Source organism: Pseudomonas sp. PB106, assembly GCF_009764645.1.
Taxonomy (GTDB): Bacteria; Pseudomonadota; Gammaproteobacteria; order Pseudomonadales; family Pseudomonadaceae; genus Aquipseudomonas.
Genome location: NZ_RWIM01000131.1, coordinates 19,071 through 40,400, shown reverse-complemented (window position 1 = coordinate 40,400; position 21,330 = coordinate 19,071). Strand labels below are relative to the sequence as shown.

The 21,330-nt window shown below is 59.4% G+C and carries 20 protein-coding genes, 1 tRNA gene and 1 pseudogene; 15 read left to right on the top strand and 7 right to left on the bottom strand.

Annotated elements, in window-relative coordinates:
• Positions 1-24 precede the first annotated feature (24 nt).
• The 3 genes from EJA71_RS18385 to EJA71_RS18375 are packed head-to-tail and all read left to right on the top strand — an operon-like array spanning position 25 to position 1,483.
• On the top strand, positions 25-606 hold the full coding sequence (locus tag EJA71_RS18385; RefSeq protein ID WP_256671775.1) for an RNA polymerase sigma factor: 582 nt from the start codon (positions 25-27) through the stop codon (positions 604-606).
• Positions 603-1,193: a hypothetical protein gene (locus tag EJA71_RS18380; RefSeq protein ID WP_158959080.1), complete on the top strand. Its 591-nt coding sequence runs from the start codon at positions 603-605 to the stop codon at positions 1,191-1,193. Before EJA71_RS18385 ends, EJA71_RS18380 begins: the two co-directional genes overlap by 4 nt.
• 20 nt (positions 1,194-1,213) lie before the next feature.
• Positions 1,214-1,483, top strand: coding sequence for a hypothetical protein (locus EJA71_RS18375; RefSeq protein ID WP_256671773.1), 270 nt, complete (start codon positions 1,214-1,216; stop codon positions 1,481-1,483).
• Between the two features lie 54 nt (positions 1,484-1,537).
• Here EJA71_RS18375 and EJA71_RS18370 read toward each other — a convergent pair.
• Positions 1,538-2,449 (bottom strand): annotated as a pseudogene (locus EJA71_RS18370) (virulence RhuM family protein).
• Between the two features lie 328 nt (positions 2,450-2,777).
• Positions 2,778-2,854 (bottom strand) — tRNA-Arg (locus EJA71_RS18365).
• 442 nt (positions 2,855-3,296) lie between these two features.
• Between EJA71_RS18365 and gabD the strand changes: the two genes are divergently transcribed.
• From gabD to EJA71_RS18350, 3 genes are all read left to right on the top strand, one after another.
• Positions 3,297-4,739: an NADP-dependent succinate-semialdehyde dehydrogenase gene (gene gabD / locus EJA71_RS18360; protein WP_158959078.1), complete on the top strand. Its 1,443-nt coding sequence runs from the start codon at positions 3,297-3,299 to the stop codon at positions 4,737-4,739.
• Between the two features lie 185 nt (positions 4,740-4,924).
• Entirely contained in the window at positions 4,925-6,202 is a 1,278-nt protein-coding gene (gabT, locus tag EJA71_RS18355) for a 4-aminobutyrate--2-oxoglutarate transaminase (protein ID WP_008080000.1), read from the top strand.
• 136 nt (positions 6,203-6,338) lie between these two features.
• Positions 6,339-7,550: a response regulator gene (locus EJA71_RS18350; protein ID WP_158959076.1), complete on the top strand. Its 1,212-nt coding sequence runs from the start codon at positions 6,339-6,341 to the stop codon at positions 7,548-7,550.
• Positions 7,551-7,686: 136 nt separating this feature from the next.
• On the opposite strand, the gene EJA71_RS18345 is transcribed toward EJA71_RS18350, so the two are convergent.
• Positions 7,687-8,676: a sensor domain-containing diguanylate cyclase gene (locus EJA71_RS18345; RefSeq protein ID WP_158959074.1), complete on the bottom strand. Its 990-nt coding sequence runs from the start codon at positions 8,674-8,676 to the stop codon at positions 7,687-7,689.
• Between the two features lie 144 nt (positions 8,677-8,820).
• On the bottom strand, positions 8,821-10,005 hold the full coding sequence (gene desA / locus EJA71_RS18340) for a delta-9 fatty acid desaturase DesA (RefSeq protein WP_158959071.1): 1,185 nt from the start codon (positions 10,003-10,005) through the stop codon (positions 8,821-8,823).
• A 146-nt stretch (positions 10,006-10,151) separates the two neighbouring features.
• Here desA and dibA point away from each other — a divergent pair, with 146 nt between their 5' ends.
• The 6 genes from dibA (at position 10,152) to EJA71_RS18310 (ending at position 16,544) form a co-directional block, all read left to right on the top strand.
• Entirely contained in the window at positions 10,152-12,071 is a 1,920-nt protein-coding gene (gene dibA, locus EJA71_RS18335; RefSeq protein WP_158959069.1) for a phosphodiesterase DibA, read from the top strand.
• 246 nt (positions 12,072-12,317) lie between these two features.
• Positions 12,318-12,500 (top strand): sulfur starvation response protein OscA, encoded by a 183-nt coding sequence (gene oscA / locus EJA71_RS18330; protein WP_007917682.1) that lies wholly within the window; start codon positions 12,318-12,320, stop codon positions 12,498-12,500.
• A 159-nt stretch (positions 12,501-12,659) separates the two neighbouring features.
• Positions 12,660-13,673 (top strand): sulfate ABC transporter substrate-binding protein, encoded by a 1,014-nt coding sequence (locus EJA71_RS18325; protein WP_034151823.1) that lies wholly within the window; start codon positions 12,660-12,662, stop codon positions 13,671-13,673.
• A 173-nt stretch (positions 13,674-13,846) separates the two neighbouring features.
• Complete coding sequence (gene cysT / locus EJA71_RS18320) at positions 13,847-14,665, top strand: sulfate ABC transporter permease subunit CysT (protein ID WP_008080019.1); 819 nt, start codon at positions 13,847-13,849, stop codon at positions 14,663-14,665.
• A 13-nt stretch (positions 14,666-14,678) separates the two neighbouring features.
• The gene (gene cysW / locus EJA71_RS18315) at positions 14,679-15,551 is read left to right on the top strand and encodes a sulfate ABC transporter permease subunit CysW (protein WP_034151824.1); all 873 of its coding nucleotides are present in this window, start codon (positions 14,679-14,681) and stop codon (positions 15,549-15,551) included.
• A 3-nt stretch (positions 15,552-15,554) separates the two neighbouring features.
• Positions 15,555-16,544: a sulfate/molybdate ABC transporter ATP-binding protein gene (locus tag EJA71_RS18310; protein WP_102354732.1), complete on the top strand. Its 990-nt coding sequence runs from the start codon at positions 15,555-15,557 to the stop codon at positions 16,542-16,544.
• 146 nt (positions 16,545-16,690) lie between these two features.
• Here the strand turns inward: EJA71_RS18310 and EJA71_RS18305 are convergent, their stop codons facing one another.
• Entirely contained in the window at positions 16,691-17,218 is a 528-nt protein-coding gene (locus EJA71_RS18305; RefSeq protein WP_158959067.1) for a DUF962 domain-containing protein, read from the bottom strand.
• A gap of 84 nt (positions 17,219-17,302) precedes the next feature.
• On the opposite strand from EJA71_RS18305, the gene EJA71_RS18300 reads away from it, so the two are divergent.
• Entirely contained in the window at positions 17,303-17,980 is a 678-nt protein-coding gene (locus EJA71_RS18300) for a Crp/Fnr family transcriptional regulator (protein WP_158959065.1), read from the top strand.
• Between the two features lie 160 nt (positions 17,981-18,140).
• On the opposite strand, the gene uraH is transcribed toward EJA71_RS18300, so the two are convergent.
• Together uraH and EJA71_RS18290 are read right to left on the bottom strand one after the other, a co-directional pair.
• Complete coding sequence (gene uraH, locus EJA71_RS18295) at positions 18,141-18,551, bottom strand: hydroxyisourate hydrolase (protein ID WP_016987599.1); 411 nt, start codon at positions 18,549-18,551, stop codon at positions 18,141-18,143.
• 12 nt (positions 18,552-18,563) lie between these two features.
• Positions 18,564-19,049 carry a heme-binding protein gene (locus EJA71_RS18290; protein ID WP_158959063.1) on the bottom strand — a complete coding sequence of 162 codons (486 nt, stop codon included), beginning with the start codon at positions 19,047-19,049 and terminating at the stop codon, positions 18,564-18,566.
• A 136-nt stretch (positions 19,050-19,185) separates the two neighbouring features.
• Here EJA71_RS18290 and EJA71_RS18285 point away from each other — a divergent pair, with 136 nt between their 5' ends.
• Together EJA71_RS18285 and EJA71_RS18280 are read left to right on the top strand one after the other, a co-directional pair.
• Positions 19,186-19,866 carry a heavy metal response regulator transcription factor gene (locus tag EJA71_RS18285; RefSeq protein ID WP_158959061.1) on the top strand — a complete coding sequence of 227 codons (681 nt, stop codon included), beginning with the start codon at positions 19,186-19,188 and terminating at the stop codon, positions 19,864-19,866.
• Entirely contained in the window at positions 19,856-21,241 is a 1,386-nt protein-coding gene (locus EJA71_RS18280; RefSeq protein WP_158959059.1) for a heavy metal sensor histidine kinase, read from the top strand. Before EJA71_RS18285 ends, EJA71_RS18280 begins: the two co-directional genes overlap by 11 nt.
• Positions 21,242-21,330 lie beyond the last annotated feature (89 nt).

The window sequence follows — 21,330 nt, the reverse complement described above, 5'->3', positions numbered from 1 at the left end:
CGTCTGAAGGGGTTTATCAGTCAGCTGTTTGCCTCCGCAGACAGCTCAGCCGCCAGCAGCGATGAATCGCTGCTGGCGCGTTATCGCGAGGGTGACGGTGCGGCGTTCGAGATCTTGTACGCGCGTCACCGTCAGGGTTTGTATCGGTTCCTGCTCGGTTTGAGCGGTAAAGCGGAACTGGCCGACGAGGTGTTTCAGGAAACCTGGCTGAGCCTGATCCGCAGCGCCAGTCAGCCACAAGGCCGGGCGACTTTTCGTACGTGGTTGTTCCAGATTGCCCGCAATCGTTTGATCGATCACTGGCGCAAACACGGGGCTCACCAACCGTTGCACGACAGCTATGACGAACAAAGCCACGCCGTCAGCGACGAGACGAATGATCCCGAACAACTGCTGAGCCTCAGCCGCGATAGCCAACGCTTGGAAAGCGCTCTGCAAACCCTGCCCGCCGACCAGCGCGAAGTGTTCCTGCTGCGCGCCCACGGCGACCTCGACCTGGCGCAAATCGCCAGCCTCACCGAAACACCGCTGGAAACCGTCAAAAGCCGCTTGCGCTACGCCCAGCAAAAACTGCGTCGGCTGCTGGCCGAGGAGGTACTCACATGACTGACGCCCGCCAGACACCTGAAGATCCGCTGATCAAACATGTGCGTGAGCAACACAACGCTGAACCACCAGCGCACCTCGATGCGTTTATCCTCAACGCTGCCCGCCGCGAGGTCCCGGCGCCCCAGGCAAGCCTGTGGCAGCGCTGGCTCGATGCATGCCGCAAACCACGCTGGCAAGTCGCATTCGCCAGTCTCGTTGGCGTCGCCCTGATGTTGTCGCTGGTGCAACGCGCGCCAGAACAGCAAGGGCAATCCGACTTCGCCCCGGCAGCGAAACCCGCCGCACCGCTGGCGCGCAAGCACGCGCCGCAAGCATTGTCGGCGCCCGCAGGTGCCATGCCCGCACCCGCACCGATGGCAGAAATGGCCGCACCGATGCAGAGCGAACCCATCGGCGCTGACCAAGCCAAACTCAGCAAACGCGCCGCCACCCCGGTCAATGGCCTCGACGCGCAACTGCGCGAAGTCCTGCGTCTGCGCGAAACCGGCCAATCGCGAGCGGCCGACAGCCTGTTCAACAACCTGCACAAACGCTACCCGAACGCCGATCTCGACGCCCGACTCGAACAGTTGCAGAAAAATTGATCGCGTGACCGCTCAGCCATTTGGCATTGCCCCGCAAAAGCGCGCAATATCGGGACATTGCCAATACGCTGGAGGACAACGTGGCATCGAAAATTGACCGCATTGCCCAACTGCTCAACTGCCCGGAAAAGGGCGAAGAGATGCGGCGCGCTATTACCGAAGCACGTAAGGAATTTCTGCTCAACCAGCCGGAAGAAGATGTCGTTGATGAAGACGAGGTTTTTGAGGAGGAAGTTGGAGAGGAAGAGGACGACGATGATTACGATGAGTTTGACTGGACGACGGAGTAAATTGAGCTTCAGGCGCTGGTTCAGGTCTTGGTTGCCTGATCCAAGGCTGTGGGCTCAGTGCCGACTCTTTTGTGAAATGTGGCGAAGTGCTTCAATGGCGTCCCGTTCGCCTTCTTTCTCTTTCAGAGTCCTGCGTCGTTCGGCATAGATTTCATATTCAGCTCGGCCTTTTTCTTCGGCTGCTTGATTACTTGTGTGCCCCGATCCTTGCAAAATCTGGCGGCTGTTGAATTCCAAAAACTGGTTCAACTTCTCCTGCCAATCCCGTAGAAAAACCTGTTTGCGCATCAATGCTTGGTCTTCCGCGAAGTCCAGCCACATCGTAACGATGCGATTGAGAGCATTGATTTCTTATTGGATGAGGTAGTTTTTAGCGATTGTTACATCGCTTTTACGCACTTCATCTCCCTTGAAGTTGGTTAGACCCATATGTGCTTTTGAGGCGTCAACGCGCTGGAAAATTAACTCGGCGGCAGTCAGGCCCGTGCTGGCGAAATGCAGCTTGTTTTGGATGATCTGAAAAAACGCAGTCGTATCCTTGTTGGACGGCACGTAATCGGCCGCCATCGCGAAGATATCCTTCACCCTTAAATAAACCCGTCTTTCGCTGGCTCGAATATCCCGGATGCGCTCAAGCAACTTGTCAAAATAGTCAGGCACCTGTGAGTGTGCCACGGGAGGGTTTCTCAATCGCTCGTCGTCCATAGCGAAGCCCTTGACCAGATATTCTTGAATTACCTGGGTGGCCCATCGACGGAATTGGGTTCCTCGCTTGGAACGGACGCGGTATCCCACCGCAATAATCAAGGGCAGGCTGAAATACTTGACGTTGTAAGGTTTGTTGTCGGCGGCAGTTGTTCGGTAATACCGAACAACTGAATCCTCTGACAACTCGCCCTCGGCAAAAATATGGCTGATATGTTCGCTGATGGTTGCTTTGGCTTTACCGTACAGTTCGCAAATCATCGACTGAGATAGCCAAAGCGTTTCGGACTCGAATCGACACTCCAGGCGTACCTGGCCTTCGGAGCTTTCAAAAAGCAAAAGCTCCCCTTGAGGGGCTACAGGATAGGCTGTGTCGTTCTGATCAATCATTGGCTGTTCCGCGACCAGTTCTGGCGAGTCTTTACGTTGATCGCAAAGGCTCAGGTGAGGCTACGTAGTGTGGCGAAAACCGCAGGCCTAATGAACCCGATTGTCGTGTAATTTTGTTTCCAAAAAATCTTTTCTTAAAACCATCGCCCACAAAAAAGCCCCGGACCATCACAGTCCGGGGCTTTCTCGTTTAAATCAATGGTGCACCAGGCGGGATTCGAACCCACGACCCCTGCCTTCGGAGGGCAGTACTCTATCCAGCTGAGCTACTGGTGCAGCGGGCGACATCATACCTAGGTCGGCTCGGGGCGTCCATGCTGGGTTTCGGCGCGGATTGTCAGTGCGCGTGTCGGCGCAAAGCGCTGTATTCCATAAAGCGGTAACGTCCTGCAAAACCCTCGCTTGGCGCTTTGCCGGGGTTGATCTAAGGTTTTCCTGCGGCGGGGGCTTTTGGCTCGTTGATCTGAAAAATCCGGCAAAAGCGGCGTTTTTGTTCTTTTTTTCGAACGACCTATTGTCCTTTAACCCCTTTGATCCTACGATCCGTTTGAGATTTCAAACGCTCGTTGATGGGGTGTTGAAGCGCCGGTGGTTCGAATCGTCCACGGTTGATGCGCCACACCCGGTCACTGATTTCCCTGACGGCAGCCTTGCGAGGCGCCTTTCTACAATCATAATTTGCTCCGCGCAGGCCGCGGTGCTGTTAAGGAAAGCCGACATGCAGCTTAAAGACACCCAGTTGTTCCGCCAACAAGCCTTCATTGATGGCGCTTGGGTCGATGCGGACAACGGTCAGACGATCAAGGTCAACAACCCGGCCACCGGCGAAATCCTCGGCACCGTGCCGAAGATGGGCGCTGCCGAAACCCGCCGTGCCATCGAAGCCGCTGACAAAGCGCTGCCGGCCTGGCGTGCACTGACCGCCAAAGAGCGTGCCGGCAAGCTGCGTCGCTGGTTCGAATTGATGATCGAGAACCAGGACGACCTCGCGCGCCTGATGACCCTCGAGCAGGGCAAGCCGCTGGCCGAAGCCAAGGGCGAAATCGTTTACGCCGCTTCGTTCATCGAGTGGTTCGCCGAAGAAGCCAAGCGCATCTACGGTGACGTGATTCCGGGTCACCAGCCAGACAAGCGCCTGATCGTGATCAAGCAGCCAATCGGCGTGACCGCCGCGATCACCCCGTGGAACTTCCCGGCGGCGATGATCACCCGTAAAGCCGGCCCGGCACTGGCCGCCGGTTGCACCATGGTGCTCAAGCCTGCTTCGCAAACGCCGTTTTCCGCTTTCGCATTGGCCGAACTGGCTCAGCGCGCTGGCATTCCTGCGGGCGTGTTCAGCGTCGTGTCCGGCAGCGCCGGCGACATCGGCAGCGAGCTGACCAGCAACCCGATCGTGCGCAAGCTGTCCTTCACCGGTTCGACCGAAATCGGTCGTCAGCTGATGTCGGAATGCGCCAAGGACATCAAGAAAGTCTCGCTGGAACTGGGCGGCAACGCGCCGTTCATCGTGTTCGACGACGCGGATCTGGATAAGGCCGTCGAAGGCGCGATCATTTCCAAATACCGCAACAACGGCCAGACCTGCGTCTGCGCCAACCGTCTGTACATTCAGGATTCGGTCTACGACGCATTCGCCGAGAAGCTGAAAGTGGCCGTGGCCAAACTGAAGATCGGCAACGGTCTGGAAGACGGCACCACCACTGGCCCGCTGATCGACGAAAAAGCCGTGGCCAAGGTCAAAGAACACATTGCTGACGCCGTATCCAAAGGCGCCACCGTGCTGGCCGGTGGCAAGGCGATGGAAGGCAACTTCTTCGAGCCGACCATCCTGACCAACGTGCCGAAAAATGCTGCCGTAGCCAAGGAAGAAACCTTCGGCCCGCTGGCGCCGCTGTTCCGCTTCAAAGACGAAGCCGAAGTGATCGCGATGTCCAACGACACCGAGTTCGGTCTGGCTTCGTACTTCTATGCTCGCGACCTGGGTCGTGTGTTCCGTGTGGCCGAGGCTCTGGAATACGGCATGGTCGGCGTCAATACCGGGCTGATCTCCAACGAAGTCGCGCCATTCGGCGGCATCAAGGCCTCGGGCCTGGGCCGTGAAGGCTCCAAGTACGGCATCGAAGATTACCTGGAAATCAAATACCTCTGCCTGGGCATCTAAGCCGAGAAAGGGATCGCTGCAAACGCAAAGGGCACGAGAGCGCTGTCCCTTTGCGTCGTTTCAAACCGGAATTTTCTCTGCGGCCAGGAACGCCGTGGCAGTCGATCATCGCATGCTGCCACCGTCGATTCCTCCCGCTTAATCCTTGAACCACGCCGCCCGATGAGCGGCGAATGAGGACTGTAATGAGCAAGACTAACGCTGAACTGATGGCCCGCCGTACCGCAGCTGTTCCACGTGGTGTTGGCCAGATTCACCCGATCTTCGCTGAGTCCGCGAAGAACGCTACCGTGACTGACGTTGAAGGTCGTGAGTTCATCGACTTCGCCGGCGGTATCGCTGTACTGAACACCGGCCACGTGCACCCGAAAATCATCGCCGCCGTGACCGAGCAACTGAACAAGCTGACCCACACTTGCTTCCAGGTTCTGGCTTATGAGCCGTACGTAGAAGTGTGTGAAAAAATCAACGCCAAGATCCCGGGTGATTTCGCCAAGAAAACCCTGCTGGTTACCACTGGTTCCGAAGCTGTCGAAAACGCCGTGAAAATCGCCCGCGCCGCCACTGGCCGTGCTGGCGTGATCGCGTTCACCGGCGCTTATCACGGTCGTACCATGATGACCCTGGGCCTGACCGGTAAAGTCGTGCCTTACTCGGCCGGCATGGGCCTGATGCCAGGCGGTATCTTCCGCGCGCTGTACCCGAACGAACTGCACGGCGTGAGCATCGACGACTCGATCGCTTCCATCGAACGCATCTTCAAGAACGACGCCGAGCCGAAAGACATCGCCGCGATCATCATCGAACCTGTTCAGGGTGAAGGTGGTTTCTACGTCGCGCCGAAGGAATTCATGAAGCGTCTGCGCGCGCTGTGCGACCAGCACGGCATCCTGCTGATCGCTGACGAAGTGCAGACCGGCGCTGGCCGTACCGGCACGTTCTTCGCCATGGAACAGATGGGCGTTGCTGCCGACCTGACCACTTTCGCCAAATCCATCGCTGGTGGCTTCCCGCTGGCCGGCGTGTGCGGCAAGGCTGAATACATGGACGCCATTGCTCCAGGCGGCCTCGGCGGCACTTACGCCGGTAGCCCGATCGCTTGCGCCGCGGCCCTGGCCGTGATGGAAGTGTTTGAAGAAGAAAACCTGCTGGATCGTTGCAAGGCAGTCGGCGAGCGTCTGGTCACCGGCCTCAAGGCTATCCAGGCCAAGTACCCGGTGATCGGCGAAGTCCGTGCTCTGGGCGCGATGATCGCGGTCGAGCTGTTCGAAAACGGCGACAGCCACAAGCCGAACGCTGCTGCTGTGGCATCGGTTGTGGCCAAGGCGCGCGACAAGGGTCTGATCCTGCTGTCCTGCGGCACCTACGGCAACGTTCTGCGCGTACTGGTACCGCTGACCTCGCCGGACGAGCAACTGGACAAAGGCCTGGCGATCATCGAAGAGTGCTTCTCCGAGCTCTGATCACCCAGTGTGACCTGATCGACAAAAAACCCGCTTCGGCGGGTTTTTTTACGCCCCCGAAACACATCGGACGCTTTAGCGCTGTATCGAATGGCCAGCATTGGCTAAGGTTCAGGCATTGCAAGGGAGAGCGCGCATGACAGCCGTTGATTTACCCGCTGTACCCCGAGTGTTGATTGCCGAGGCTGACCCGTGGTCTCGCGACCTGCTCAAACAAGTGTTGCTCAATGTGCGTTGCGATGCGCGCCTCGATTTGTGCGCCGACGGCCAACAAGCCATGTCGATGCTCAGCGAAATTCCGTATGACCTTGCCATCGTCGATTGGGAGCTGCCCGGCGTCGATGGTCTGAATGTGCTGCGCAGCGTGCGCCAGCGCAAACGCAATCCGCCGCTGCCGTTCATTCTGATGAGCAGCCGTAACGACAGTGCCAGTGTCCGTGAGGCACTACCGCTGGCGCCGACGGCGTATCTGACCAAACCCCTGAACATGGAAAGCCTGACTGAGCGTTTGCAGGGTTTGCTGCTCAATGCCGGGGAAGAAGTGTTCTGTGAAGTGCCGACGCTGGCACCGGGCATGACCTTGTCAGTGTTTCTTGAACGGCGGCGCGAACAGGCTGACGGCGCGCCGTTGATGACCGATGTGCAGGTAGCCGTCAAACGCAGCCTCAATCCTAATGGCCTCGATCTGAAGCTGCTGGAAGATGAGATCAAAACCGATCCGCAGATCACTGCCGTGTTGATCGCTGCGGCCAACAGTGCCGCGCAGCACCACGGCGCGCCGGTGCAGACACTCGCGCAGGCGCTGCATCGCTTGGGTACGGGGCAGAGCATGAATCTGATTCTCGGCTTGGCGCTCAAGCGCAGCGCCAGACTGAGTGATCCGTGTCTGGCCGACTATGCCGAGCGCTATTGGGGGCTGTCGCTGCACACTGCTGAATACGCACGCACGTTGGCGCGTCTGCTCGATCTTGATCAAGAGCGTTGTTATTGCGCAGGCATGCTCCATCGGCTCGGTGATCTGGCGTTGTTGCGGTGTTTGCAGGAGTGGCAGCAGGCCGGTGGGGCGCTGGATGAGCTGGAGGAGGTCGGCGAGGCACTGGCGGCGTTTGGTGCTGCCTACGGTTCGGCATTGCGTACGCGCTGGCGGTTGCCGTTGGAGCTGCGGGAGTTGATTGCGTCGGTCTACCAGCTCGGTGGCGGGGTGTATTCCCGTGAGGCGCTGGTGATGAACATGGCGGCGCAAATGGCGCGCCTGACCGAGCATGAAGGCATTGAAGAGTTGGCGAAGAGCCGCACGGCGCGGTTGCTCAAGATCGGCTTACCGGAGTTGATGCGGATGCGCAAATAGCCCGACTTACGCAAACCCCTGTAGGAGTGAGCCTGCTCGCGATAGCGTAGTGTCAGACACCTACGGTTCGTTTGACACACCGCTATCGCGAGCAGGCTCACTCCTACAATGAATCTCTGTGAAGCTGAGATACGGCTCAGGCAGAAATAATCCGGTTCTTGCCCTGCCGCTTGGCCTCGTACATTGCCGCGTCCGCTCGGGCGAACAGGCTGTCGAGGCTTTCGTCTTCTTCGGTGAGGCTGGTCAGGCCCTGACTGACAGTAATGCCGAACGTCTGGCCGTCATGGCTGAAGCTCAGCCGCTGAATCTCCTGCTGTAGCCGTTCGGCCACTTGCATGGCCATGTCCGGCGCACAACCCGGAAACACTGCGGCAAACTCTTCGCCGCCAATGCGTCCAAACAGATCGCCGCGCCGCAACGACCCCCGTCCACACTCGGCAATCCGCTGCAGCACGTTGTCACCCTCCGGATGGCCGTAGCTGTCGTTGATCACTTTGAAGTCATCGATATCCAGCAGCAGAAACGCCAATGGCGAGCCTTGCAGTCGGGCTTCTTCGAACTCGCGGTGGGCACACTCGAAGAAGTGCCGGCGATTGCTGCTTTGGGTCAGCACGTCGGTGGTCGCCAAGCGATGCAGCTCGGTTTCCATGTGCTTCTTGTCGGTGATGTCTTCGGCGATGCCGACGATGATCACCGGTTGTCCGGGTTCGTCCTGGCGATTGATGAAGCATTTGTCGCTGAGCCAGCGCACTTGGCCGTCGGCGGCGATGATCCGGTACTCGCGATCTTCCACCGCGCCTTTGTGCAGCACTTCGGCGAGGCTGCGTTCGGCGTATTCAAGATCGTCGGGGTAAATGCTGTCGCGCCACTGGTTGTAGTCGGCCAGCAGAAGCGCTGCGGAATGGCCGAAAATCCGCTCATAGGCGGGGCTGACGTACAGCACCTGCCGGGTTTCCCAGTTGAAGGCCCAAAGCACCGCGTTGACGCTGACCAGCAGCGAGCTGAACAGTTGCTCGCGCTCGCTCAGGCGGGCGACTTCGCCTTGGGCGTGCATCAATGCCATAAGGGTTTGCGCGGCTTCTGGCCACTGCGGCAAGGATGAGTCTTTCTGGTTGTTATTGACCATCGGCACCAATCTCAAAAGGCGTGCCGGAAGTCGACAACGGCCACGGTACAACCCGCCGGAGGTGGCGAAGTGTCATTGAGATAGGGGATTGGAGGGGAAGTTCCAAAGGGTGCGCCCGGGTTGCGGGCGCACCGATCAATGGCTTTAGACCGCTGCTGGACGCAGCGAGTAGGTTTTCAACTGGTCGGCGAATTCACGCAGGGACTGGATGCCGCTGGCTTCTGCTTCGTGAATCCACTCTTTGATGGCGGCGAGCATGTCGTGGCCATTCGAGCTGGTCTTGACCCAGATCTGCTGCAGGGCCAGGCGTTTTTCGTAAATTACTTTCAGCGCCTGGCTGTGCTCGAGCATGTTCTGGATGCGCAAGTGGTGGCGGTCTTCCAGCAGGCTGGTCTCCCGCGACAGCAGACGTTTGGCGCGGTGGAACTGGTGACGCACCGAATGATCGACCTTGGCCAGCTCCTGTTTGACCAATGGGCCGATCACCAACTTGCGGTACTGGGCCATGATCTGGAAGCGGTTGTTGAGGATCGCCATGGCGGTGTCCATGTCCAGACTGCCCTTGCCTTCAACGCGGTGGGCAATCGGCGCGACACGCTGAACCTTGGCCAGACGCAGGAAACTGAAGACTTTGATCCATGCCCAACCGAGGTCGAACTCCCACTTCTTCACCGACAGCTTGGCCGAATTAGGGTAGGTGTGATGGTTGTTATGCAGTTCTTCGCCACCGATCAGGATGCCCCACGGCACCAGATTGGTCGCCGCATCGCGGCATTCGAAATTGCGGTAGCCGACGGCGTGCCCGAGACCGTTGATGACGCCGGCAGCCCACACCGGGATCCACATCATCTGGATCGCCCAGATGGTGATGCCGATGGTGCCGAACAGCAGCAGGTCGATGACGCCCATGATCGCCACACCCAGCAGCGGGTAGCGGCTGTAGAGGTTGCGTTCGATCCAGTCTTCCGGGCAATTCTTACCGTAGATGCGCAGGGTTTCCGGGTTCTGTGCTTCGGCGCGGTACAACTCGGCGCCGGTACGCAACACCGTCGACAAACCCTTGATGACCGGGCTGTGCGGGTCATCTTCGGTTTCGCACTTGGCGTGGTGTTTACGGTGGATGGCGGTCCACTCGCGGGTGTTCTGCGCCGTGGTCAGCCACAGCCAGAAACGGAAAAAATGCTTCAGGCCGGCATTCAACTCAAGCGAGCGATGAGCCGAGTAGCGGTGCAGATAGACCGTCACGGCGACAATTGTCACGTGGGTCATCAGCAGGGTGACTGCGACCAGAGACCAGGCCGACAAGCCAAGAAAACCTTCGTACCACATAGGCTATAGGGCCCTCGATAAAGATAAAAACAGCCGTTGCATTATCACTAAGCACACAGATAAAACCAGTCGCCCTTTCAGATAAGAGTCGCTGGATGTTTCTTGACCTATAATTCCAACCTTTTTGTAGGGACATGGACAGCCGAATGTCTGCCACATATCGCGATGCCTTGCGTGCAGCGCTGCTCTATCTCGGGCTTGCCGTCGTTTGGCTGCAAGCTGCTGATCATTTATTAAACAATTTCTTCGATAGCTCCGTCGATCGGGCGCGATGGCAACTGATCAACGGTTACCTGTTTGCGGCAGTCAGCGCCGGGCTGATCTTTCTGGCGCGGGCGCGCTTGTGTGCGTTTCTCGGGATCGGTGCGCGTTTGCGAGAACGGCATGCCGATCGCGAGCGCTTGCGCCAAGCTGCTGCGGTGTTCGATTGCACCCGCGAAGGGGTGTTGGTCACCAACCATCAAGGCCTGATCGTCCACGTCAACCGGGCGTTCATGGAGATCACCGGTTATCAACGCGAAGAAGTCCTCGGTCAGCAGCCGAGCCTGTTCAAATCCGGCCATCATCCGCCGGGCTTCTATCAGGCCATGTTCGCCATATTGGAGTCGCAAGGGGAGTGGAGCGGCGAAATCTGGAACCGGCGTAAAAGCGGCGAAATTTATCCACAGTGGCAAACCATCCGGGTCATTCACGATGATCAAGGCCGGCTCAGCCATTACGTCGCGGTGTTCTCCGACATCAGCGCGATCAAGGATTCCGAGCATGAGCTCAAGCATCTCGCCCATCACGATCCGCTGACCGATCTGCCCAATCGCCTGCTGTTCAGCGACCGCGCCGAGCAGGCGCTGGCGTCTGCGCAGATCCACAAGCGCGGCTGTGCCTTGCTGATGCTTGATCTCGATCACTTCAAGATGATCAACGACAGCCTCGGCCATAACGTTGGTGATCGTTTGCTCAAGGCTGTGGCGGCGCGTTTGCTGGCGTTGTTCGGCCCCGGGATCACTCTGGCGCGCCTCGGTGGCGACGAGTTCGCCGTGCTGGCGGAAAGTTGTCCACAACCGGGGCAGGCAGCGGCGCTGGCGCAACGCATTCTCGATGGGCTCAAGGATCCGTTTCGCATCGACGGGCATGAGCTGTTCATCAACACCAGCATTGGCATCAGCCTGTTCCCCAGCGACGCGCTGAGCGCCGAGCAACTGTTGCGCAATGCCGATGCGGCCCTGTTCAAAGCCAAGAGCAGCGGTCGTGACGGTTATGCCTTGTACACCGAAGAGCTCACCGCCCACGCCCAGCAACGGGTCGAAATCGCTTTCGAACTGCGCCGCGCGCTGGAGCAGCAGGAACTGCGCGTCTACTACCAACCGGTGCATGACTTGAAAACCAGTCGCCTGATCGGTGTCGAGGCACTGGTGCGCTGGCAGCATCCGCAGCGCGGTCTGGTGTCGCCGGCGGAATTCATCCCGATTGCCGAGCGCACCGGGCTGATCGCCGAGATCGATGCCTGGGTGATGCAGCAGGCGTGTCGGCAGATGTGCCAATGGCAGCAGGCCGGCATCGTGCTGTCGTTTGTCGCGGTGAACGTTTCTTCGCGGCTGTTCGCCCGGCGTGAGCTGTATCAGCAGGTCGCCCAAGTGCTGCATGACACCGGGCTGAATCCGGCTTATCTGGAGCTGGAAGTCACCGAAAGTGCGGTGATGGATGACCCGGAAGTGGCGCTGGAACAGATGCATCGTCTGCGCGAGTTGGGCATTCGTCTGGCCATCGATGATTTCGGCACCGGTTATTCGTCGTTGTTGCGGCTCAAACGCTTGCCGGTGCAGAAGCTGAAGATCGATCAGGGTTTCGTCGCCGGGCTGCCGTTGGACGAGGATGATGCGGCGATTGTCCGGGTAATCATCGCGCTGGCGCGGAGCATGGGCATGCAGGTGCATGCCGAGGGTATCGAACAGGTTGAACAGGCGGTGTTTTTGCTTGAGCAGGAATGTGATCTGGGGCAGGGGTACTGGTTTGGGCGGCCGGTTCCGGCGCAGGAGATAGATTGGGCGATAGCTCCGGTGATTGGATAAGCAGAGCAAATTTATCCGTGCGCTCTACGCGGGAATACCATTTGGGACGCTCTGCGTCCCTCAAAATCGCGCCGCAGAGCGCCGCCGGCTGCATTCCCACGCAGAGCGTGGGAACGATCAGTTTTTCAGTTATATAAACATTCTTAAATAGTCTTTTTAAGAATATCCGCGCCTCTCTTATATTGCTCCCACGCCGAACGCAGTGCCGCCCACTGCCAGGCACATCCCATTCAAAGGAGCAGCACCATGAGCGCATCCCTTCGCAGCGTTGACGGTCAGGACGAAAGCACCATCTTGCGTGAAATCCAGAGTGCCTTGCGCGATCTGCGTTTCGGCGCGGTGGAGATCACTGTGCACAACGCGCAGGTCGTGCAGATCGAACGCAAAGAGAAATTCCGTTTGCAGCAACCGGGCAAGCAACCGGGCTGAGTTGAAGCCAAAAGATCGCAGCCTGCGGCAGCTCCTACAGGGGGCTGTGTGTAGGAGCTGCCGCAGGTTCGGGCCGCGATCGGACGATCTTTGAACCGGCAACACGATTTACGAAATACATAAGAAAAAGCCACCACCAGAATTCCAGGAGCTTTCACCATGTCGTCGATTCGCCGTTACGCTTTGGCCGCCCTGGCCAGCGCTGTGTTTGCCGGTTCCGCGGTTGCCAAGGATTACGAACTGCTCAACGTGTCGTATGACCCGACGCGCGAGCTGTATCAGGACTACAACGCTGAATTCATCAAGTTCTGGCAGAAAGATCACGCCGGCGACACCGTGAAAATCCAGCAATCCCACGGTGGCTCGGGCAAGCAGGGCCGTGCGGTGATCGACGGTCTGCGCGCCGACGTAGTAACCCTGGCCCTGGCCGGCGACATCGACGAAATCGCCAAACTCGGCAAGACCCTGCCCGCCGACTGGCAGAAGCGTCTGCCGGAAGCGAGCACGCCGTACACCTCGACCATCGTCTTCCTGGTTCGCAAGGGCAATCCGAAAGGCATCAAGGACTGGGGCGATCTGGTCAAGAACGACGTCTCGGTGATCACCCCGAACCCGAAAACCTCCGGCGGCGCACGCTGGAACTTCCTCGCTGCATGGGCCTACGGCCTGAAAGCCAACGGCGGTGACGAAGCCAAAGCCAAAGAATATGTGCAGACCCTGTTCAAGCACGTACCGATCCTCGACACCGGTGCGCGCGGTTCGACCATCACCTTCGTCAACAACGGTCAGGGCGACGTGTTGCTGGCCTGGGAAAACGAAGCGTTCCTGGCCCTGAAAGAAGATGGCGGCGCTGACAAGTTCGACATCGTCGTGCCTTCGCTGTCGATCCTCGCCGAGCCACCGGTAGCCGTGGTCGACAAAAACGCCGAGAAGAAAGGCAACGAGCAGATCGCCGAAGCCTATCTGAAGCACCTGTACAGCCCGGCTGGTCAGGAAATTGCCGCGAAGAACTTCTACCGTCCGCGTGACAAGGACGTGGCCGCGAAGTACGCCCAGCAGTTCCCGAAACTCGAGCTGGTGACCATCGACAAAGACTTCGGCGGCTGGAAAACCGCGCAACCGAAATTCTTCAACGACGGCGGCGTGTTCGACCAGATTTATCAGGCGCAGTAATCTGACTTCAGCCACACATCAAGCCTGAAGCCAGGCGCGAAAAATGTGGGAGCGAGCTTGCTCGCGAAAGCGGAGTGTCAGACGACGTAGAGTTGGCTGATACTCCCTCTTCGCGAGCAAGCTCGCTCCCACATTGGTGCGTTCAGCGGAATGCTTTTTAACCAAGGACTTTTATGTCGCGTCGTATCTCCCCCGTCATACCCGGCTTCGGGCTGACGCTGGGCTACACCTTGGTGTACCTCAGCCTGATTGTGCTTATCCCGCTGGCGGCGATGTTCGTCCACGCCGCTCAACTCACCTGGGATCAGTTCTGGGCGATCATCTCCGCACCGCGCGTGCTGGCCGCGTTGAAGCTGAGCTTCGGCACTGCGCTGTGTGCCGCGATCATCAACGGCATCATCGGCACGTTGCTGGCGTGGGTGCTGGTGCGCTACACCTTCCCGGGGCGCAAGGTGATCGACGCGATGATCGATCTGCCGTTCGCGCTGCCAACCGCCGTTGCCGGTATCGCGCTGACCGCGTTGTACGCGCCGGCCGGTCTGGTCGGGCAATTCGCCGCTGATCTCGGCTTCAAAATCGCCTACACCCCACTCGGTATCACCCTCGCGCTGACCTTCGTCACGTTGCCGTTCGTGGTGCGCACAGTGCAACCGGTGCTGGCCGACATTCCCCGTGAAGTCGAAGAAGCCGCCGCGTGCCTCGGTGCGAAGCCTTTGCAGGTGTTCCGCCATATTCTCGTCCCCGCGCTGCTGCCCGCCTGGCTCACTGGTTTTGCCCTGGCCTTTGCCCGTGGTGTCGGCGAGTACGGTTCGGTGATTTTCATCGCCGGCAACATGCCGATGAAAACCGAGATTCTGCCGCTGCTGATCATGGTCAAACTCGACCAATACGATTACACCGGCGCCACCGCCATCGGCGTGTTGATGCTGGTGGTTTCCTTCGTCCTGTTGCTGCTGATCAACTTGCTGCAGCGGCGCATCGAAACCCCATAAGGAGGCGCGAACCATGTCCCAATCGTCTATTGCGGCCGCCTCTTCGGCCAACGCTGCACGCCGTGGCAGCGCCACTTCGCGCAGAGTCTTGATCGGTCTTGGCTGGCTGGTCTTCTTCCTGTTTCTGCTGCTGCCGCTGTTCATCGTCGTATCGCAGGGTTTGAAGAATGGCCTCGGTGCATTCTTCACTGCGATCTTTGAACCGGATGCCCTATCGGCACTGAAACTCACCGTGTTCGCCGTACTGATTTCGGTGCCGCTGAACCTGGTGTTCGGCGTCAGCGCCGCGTGGTGCGTGAGCAAATACTCGTTCCGTGGCAAGAGCATGCTGGTGACGCTAATCGACCTGCCGTTTTCGGTATCGCCGGTGATCGCCGGTCTGGTCTACGTGCTGATGTTTGGCGCGCAAGGCCTGTTCGGGCCGTGGTTGCAGGATCACGACATCCAGATCGTCTTCGCCCTGCCGGGCATTGTGCTGGCGACGATCTTCGTCACCGTGCCATTCGTGGCCCGTGAGCTGATTCCGTTGATGCAGGAGCAAGGCACTCAGGAGGAAGAAGCCGCGCGCCTGCTCGGTGCCAATGGCTGGCAGATGTTCTGGCATGTCACCGTGCCGAACATCAAGTGGGGCCTGATCTATGGCGTGGTGCTGTGTACCGCGCGGGCCATGGGTGAATTCGGTGCGGTGTCGGTGGTCTCCGGGCACATTCGCGGGGTGACCAACACCTTGCCGCTGCACGTCGAGATCCTCTACAACGAATACAACCACGTGGCCGCGTTCGCCGTGGCGAGCCTGTTGCTGATCCTGGCGCTCTTCATCCTGCTGGCCAAGCAGTGGAGCGAAAACCGTATCAACCGCCTGCGCGCCAGCGCCGCGGAGGAATAATTCATGTCGATCGAAGTGCGTAACGTCAGCAAGAATTTCAATGCGTTCAAGGCGCTGGACAACATCAGCCTGGACATTCACAGCGGTGAACTGGTCGCGCTGCTCGGCCCATCGGGCTGTGGCAAGACCACGCTGCTGCGGATTATTGCCGGTCTGGAAACCCCGGATCAGGGCAACATCGTGTTCCACGGTGAAGATGTCTCCGGCCACGATGTGCGTGATCGCAACGTCGGTTTCGTGTTCCAGCACTACGCCTTGTTCCGCCACATGACCGTGTTCGACAACGTCGCTTTCGGCCTGCGCATGAAACCGAAAAACCAACGCCCGAGCGAAAGCCAGATCGCGGTCAAGGTTCACGAACTGCTGAACATGGTGCAACTGGATTGGCTGTCGGATCGTTATCCGGAGCAGTTGTCCGGTGGACAGCGTCAGCGGATTGCTTTGGCCCGCGCCTTGGCGGTTGAACCGAAAGTGCTGCTACTGGACGAGCCGTTTGGCGCCCTCGACGCCAAGGTGCGTAAAGAGCTGCGTCGCTGGCTCGCCCGTCTGCACGAAGACATCAACCTGACCTCGGTGTTCGTGACCCACGACCAGGAAGAGGCGATGGAGGTTGCTGACCGTATCGTGGTGATGAACAAAGGTGTGATCGAGCAAATCGGCTCACCGGGCGACGTCTACGAAAACCCGGCCAGCGACTTTGTTTATCACTTCCTTGGGGATTCGAACCGCTTGCTGCTGAGCGACGACAATCATGTGCTGTTCCGCCCGCATGAGGTGTCGTTGTCCAAACATGAGCTGGAGGATCACCATGCGGCTGAGGTGCGTGATATCCGGCCGTTGGGCGCGACCACGCGGGTGACGCTGAAGGTTGAGGGGCAGACGGATTTGATCGAGGCCGAAGTGGTGAAAGATCACGACAGCCTGATTGGTTTGGCCAAGGGTGAAACCCTGTTCTTCAAACCGAAGGTCTGGCAGAAAGTCGCCAGCCTTTAACTGATCGTTCCCACGCTCTGCGTGGGAACGCATCCCGTGACGCTCCGCGTCACAGTGGACGCGGAGCGTCCATGGCGGCATTCCCACGCAGAGCGTGGGAACGATCGGATGTAGGAGCTGCCGCAGGCTGCGATCTTTCAAGCGGCCTAAGCCGCCGCTTTACCGTTCGGATTAACCCGCACCATCCCCGCCCGCGCCTCGATCTGCTCTTTCAATTCATGCCGCATCCCGAGCATGAACGCCAGTTCGGCCGCGACAAATAACGGCCCGACAATCAGCCCCGACACATCATCGACAAACGCCGGTTTGCGCCCTTCATAGTGATGCCCGACAAACTGGATCACCCAGCCGATCACAAACATCGCCAACCCGCTGCTCAGCCAGACCATGGTGCTCTGCTGCGCCAGCACATGCCCGGCCCAGACCGACAGGCCCATCAGCACGGTCATTAACACGCCAAGCTTCACCTCTAGGCGCAAGTAAAACCACGCCGAGGCCAGCGCCACGACAACCGCCGGAGATATCCACAACCCGCCCAGTGACCATTCCGGCCGCGACAACAACACCGCAACGGCCACCACAATCAGCGGAATGCCGATAAAGTGGCTGGCGATGTTGCGCGGGTCGCGGTGGTAGGCGGCGTATTGACTGAGGTGGTCGACGAGGCTTTTCATTGTTGTTCCTCCGGTAGGGTTGATCGCATCATCCCTTGGGATCAGGGTTCGCTCTGTCAGGCAGGCGACAGTCCAGGAGTGTTTATGCAAATACGTTCGCGATTGATGACCGGGCAGTGGTTCAGTCATTTGCCGGCGTCCTTTCAGGATAGCTTGCTGGCGGCGGCCCGGGAGCGGCGGCTGACGGCAGGGCAACGCCTGTTTCAGCGCGGCGATGCGCCATGCGGCCTGTACGCGGTACTCGACGGCGTCGTGCGCATCGGCGCGGTGAGTGAGCAGGGCAAGGAGGCGTTGTTGAGTCTGGTGGAAGCGCCGCACTGGTTTGGCGAGATCTGCCTGTTCGATGGCCAGCCGCGGACCCATGACGCCTACGCCGTCGGTCCGTGCACATTGCTGAATATTCCGCAGGCTGCGCTGTTGAAACTGCTCGACGAACAGCCGGTGTACTGGCGGCATCTGGCGTTGCTGATGAGCCACAAACTGCGCCTGACTTTTATCAACCTCGAACAACTGAGCCTGCTGCCAGCCCCGGCGCGTCTGGCCCATCGACTGCTGATGATCGCCGAAGGCTACGGCGAACTCGACGCGCCACGCCGAGTGCTGCAACTGCCCCAAGAGCAACTGGCATCGATGCTGTCGCTGTCGCGGCAGACTACCAACCAGATCCTCAAGGATCTCCAAGGGCAGGGGATTATCGGGCTTGGCTATGGCGAGATCGAAATCCTCGACGCCACGCGATTGCGCGCCCTGGCCACGATCTAACAATGCACCCGAACCCTGTGGGAGCTGGCTTGCCAGCGATAGCGGTGGATCAGCCGGCCTCGATGTCTGCTGAACGGACGCCATCGCTGGCAAGCCAGCTCCCACAGGGTTTTCCGCCGTCCACGATATCTCAGGCAAACCAGAGCCTGTGGGAGTAGGCTCAGGAACCGCGGTAGGTCGAGAAACCATAAGGGCTGAGCAGCAGCGGGATGTGGTAGTGCTGATCGGTCTGCTTCACTTCGAAAATCACCGGAATCTCCGGGAAGAAGGTGTCGTGCTTGACCTTCTTGAAGTACTCGCCGGTCTTGAACACCACGCGGTATTCACCCGCTTCAAAAGGCTGCTTGGCCGGGAACAGTTCGGCAATCCGCCCTTGTTCGTTGGTCGTGCCTTGAGCCAATGGCTGCCAGTCCTGGCCGACGTGTTTTTCCAGAGTCACGTTGATGCCCGGCGAAGGCAGGCCGTTTTCCAGATTGAGCACGTGGACGCTCAACGGGTTGCCGGCGGCCAGAGCCAAACTTGAAAAAGCGCTCAGACCGAGCGCCGCGAAAGTCATGCGCAAAGTATTCATCGATGCATCTCCTTATTGGGAACGGGTGGTGGCCAGACCGGTTTTTTCGGCAGCCTTGATCGCACAGTTTTCGTCTTGCTCGCCGCCCCCGGAACCGGCCACGCCCATGGCGCCCACCAGTTCAGCGTCGAGGAACAGCGGAATCCCGCCGCCGAGCAGCAGCAATTCGTCGAGGGTATTGAGATTGGCGGTTTCCGGATTGCTGCGGGCGCGTTCGGCGAACAAGCGGGTGGCGGTTTTGGTCGACAGCGCGGTGTACGCCTTGCGTTGGCTGGCAGCGGTGTTGTGCGGGCCGACGCCGTCGCCGCGCAGGGTCACCAGCAAGTTGCCGCCACGGTCGAGCACCGACACCGTGCCGGTGCAGTTGGCCATGGCGGTGTCAGCGAGCAGCCGGGCGGTTTTCAGGTCGAGGTCGGCGTGACGCGGCAGTTCCGGGCTGGCGTAAACACCGGCGCTAAGGCCGAGGGTCAGGCTGGCGAGCAAGAATTTCAGGGTCATGGGCAAGCTCCAGAAGCGAAGGCCGCCACCTTAATCGCCGGTCTTCGTCAGAACCTCGTCAGTCTGATTACAAGTTTGTAATGGGCAACGCCGCCGAAGGCGCCTAGCCTGTGTGTCTGAATAATCGAGGTGTGCCATGCGTTTGCTGGTCGTAGAAGATGAAGCCAAAACCGCGAATTTCCTCGCCAAAGGCCTGGGCGAGTCGGGTTTTGCCGTGGACGTGGCGCTCAATGGCCTCGATGGGCGCTACTTCATCGAGCAACAGGAGTACGACCTGATCATCCTCGATGTGATGCTCCCCGGCCTCAATGGCTGGCAATTGCTGCAATTGATCCGCCAGCGCGGGGCCACGCCGGTGCTGTTTCTCACCGCCAAGGACGCCATCGAAGACCGCGTACGTGGCCTCGAACTGGGTGCCGACGATTATTTGCTCAAACCCTTCGCCTTCGCCGAACTGCTCGCGCGGGTGCGCACCTTGCTGCGACGCGGGCCGATGCGCGAAGCCGAGTCGTACAGCATCGCCGATCTGGAAATCGATGTGCTACGCCGCCGCGTCAGTCGTGGTGGCCAGCGCATCGCCCTGACCAACAAAGAATTCGCCCTGCTGCAATTGCTCGCCAGTCGTCAGGGCGAAGTGCTGTCGCGCACGCTGATTGCCTCGCAGGTGTGGAACCTGAATTTCGACAGCGACACCAACATGGTCGAAGTGGCGGTGCGGCGTCTGCGTTCGAAAGTCGATGATCCGTACATGCCGAAACTTATCCACACCGTGCGCGGCGTCGGTTATCAACTGGAAGCCCCTGAAGATGCGCTCTAGGTCGATCGCCTGGCGTCTGGCGCTGGCGTTTGCACTGGTCTGCGCGTTGGTATTGAGCGCGATTGGCGTGTTTCTCTATCGCTCCCTGGCCTCGGAAATCGCCTACCGCGACGACCTCGCCTTGCTCGGTCGACTGGAGCAGGTGCGCGCTTTGCTCGCCGACAGCGACAGCCTCGATGCCTTGCAGGCACGGCCACGGCTGTATCAGAACATGCTCGGCAATCTCGACAGCCTGTTGCTGGTGCGCCGCGCCGACGGTTCCAGTGTGATCGCCATCAACCCGCGTCAGCGCGATCTGCCGATCCTCAACGCAATCCCCCGCGAGCAAACGCCACGGCGCCGTGACGTGCTGACGTGGCAAGCGCCCGACGGTGCCGAGCTGGCGCTGTTATCCGGTGAAGCCCAAGGGCCGAACGGCGAACCGCTGACGATCATCGCCGGCAAGGTGCTGAGCGAGCGCGAGCAGATGCTTGGCAGCTATCGCCTGCGCTTGTATCTATCGGTTGGACTCGGCGCGCTGCTCGCTTTTGCCTTGGGTCTCCTGCTGCTACGACGGGGCCTGCAACCGTTGCGTCAGTTGAGCGAAGCGGTACGCGGCATCGATCTGCGTAGCCTCGATCAACGCCTGCCCGCCCATGGCACGCCCGCCGAACTGCTCGAACCGGTGCAGGCGCTCAACGGCATGTTGGCGCGGCTCGACGACAGCGTGCAGCGTCTTTCGCAGTTCTCCGCTGACCTCGCCCATGAGATTCGCACGCCGTTGCACACCTTGTTGGCGAGCAACGGTCAGGCGTTGAATCATCCGCGCAGCACGGCGGAATATCAGGAAGTGCTGGCCTCGAACATGGAAGAGTTCGAACGGCTCAAACGCATGGCGGAGAACTTGATGTTCCTTGCCCGTGCAGAACAGGCCGAGAGGGCGCTGAATCTGCAAACGCTGGATTTGCACAGCGTTGGCGGTGAGCTGTGTGATTACTTTGAAGCCTTGGCGGACGACCGTGAGTTGCGGCTGGACAATCAACTGCACGGTGAATTGCTTGCCGATCAGCAACTGCTGCAACGGGCGCTTGGCAATCTGTTGGCCAATGCCGTGCGTCATGCCGATCCCGCCAGCGTGATCAGCCTGCGTCGCCGCGACGAGTCGGGAATCTGCTGGTTGCAGGTGCACAACCACGGCCCGGCGATTGCGCCGGAGCATCTGGGCAAACTGTTCGATCGCTTTTACCGTGTTGATCCTTCACGGGCAGAGCCGGGGGATTCGGGTGGGTTGGGGTTGGCGATTGTGCAGTCGATCATGCAATTGCATGGGGGGGAAGTGAAGGTCAGCAGTGATGCTGGTGGCACTGTTTTCGAGCTTGGTTTTGGTGTGAATTAAAGAGCGCTATCGCGAGCAGGCTCACTCCTACAATGGAATGCGTTCCTCCTGTAGGAGTGAGCCTGCTCGCGATGGCGCCAGATCAGAGA

Coding starts and splice junctions, on each gene's coding strand:
- cysW (WP_034151824.1), top strand. CDS start 14,679: ATGTCCCAATCGTCTATTGCGGCCGCCTCTTCGGCCAACGCTGCACGC.
- oscA (WP_007917682.1), top strand. CDS start 12,318: ATGAGCGCATCCCTTCGCAGCGTTGACGGTCAGGACGAAAGCACCATC.
- dibA (WP_158959069.1), top strand. CDS start 10,152: ATGTCTGCCACATATCGCGATGCCTTGCGTGCAGCGCTGCTCTATCTC.
- EJA71_RS18325 (WP_034151823.1), top strand. CDS start 12,660: ATGTCGTCGATTCGCCGTTACGCTTTGGCCGCCCTGGCCAGCGCTGTG.
- EJA71_RS18285 (WP_158959061.1), top strand. CDS start 19,186: ATGCGTTTGCTGGTCGTAGAAGATGAAGCCAAAACCGCGAATTTCCTC.
- gabD (WP_158959078.1), top strand. CDS start 3,297: ATGCAGCTTAAAGACACCCAGTTGTTCCGCCAACAAGCCTTCATTGAT.
- EJA71_RS18350 (WP_158959076.1), top strand. CDS start 6,339: ATGACAGCCGTTGATTTACCCGCTGTACCCCGAGTGTTGATTGCCGAG.
- desA (WP_158959071.1), bottom strand. CDS start 10,005: ATGTGGTACGAAGGTTTTCTTGGCTTGTCGGCCTGGTCTCTGGTCGCA.
- EJA71_RS18345 (WP_158959074.1), bottom strand. CDS start 8,676: ATGGTCAATAACAACCAGAAAGACTCATCCTTGCCGCAGTGGCCAGAA.
- EJA71_RS18310 (WP_102354732.1), top strand. CDS start 15,555: ATGTCGATCGAAGTGCGTAACGTCAGCAAGAATTTCAATGCGTTCAAG.
- uraH (WP_016987599.1), bottom strand. CDS start 18,551: ATGAATACTTTGCGCATGACTTTCGCGGCGCTCGGTCTGAGCGCTTTT.
- cysT (WP_008080019.1), top strand. CDS start 13,847: ATGTCGCGTCGTATCTCCCCCGTCATACCCGGCTTCGGGCTGACGCTG.
- EJA71_RS18280 (WP_158959059.1), top strand. CDS start 19,856: ATGCGCTCTAGGTCGATCGCCTGGCGTCTGGCGCTGGCGTTTGCACTG.
- EJA71_RS18300 (WP_158959065.1), top strand. CDS start 17,303: ATGCAAATACGTTCGCGATTGATGACCGGGCAGTGGTTCAGTCATTTG.
- gabT (WP_008080000.1), top strand. CDS start 4,925: ATGAGCAAGACTAACGCTGAACTGATGGCCCGCCGTACCGCAGCTGTT.
- EJA71_RS18305 (WP_158959067.1), bottom strand. CDS start 17,218: ATGAAAAGCCTCGTCGACCACCTCAGTCAATACGCCGCCTACCACCGC.
- EJA71_RS18380 (WP_158959080.1), top strand. CDS start 603: ATGACTGACGCCCGCCAGACACCTGAAGATCCGCTGATCAAACATGTG.
- EJA71_RS18290 (WP_158959063.1), bottom strand. CDS start 19,049: ATGACCCTGAAATTCTTGCTCGCCAGCCTGACCCTCGGCCTTAGCGCC.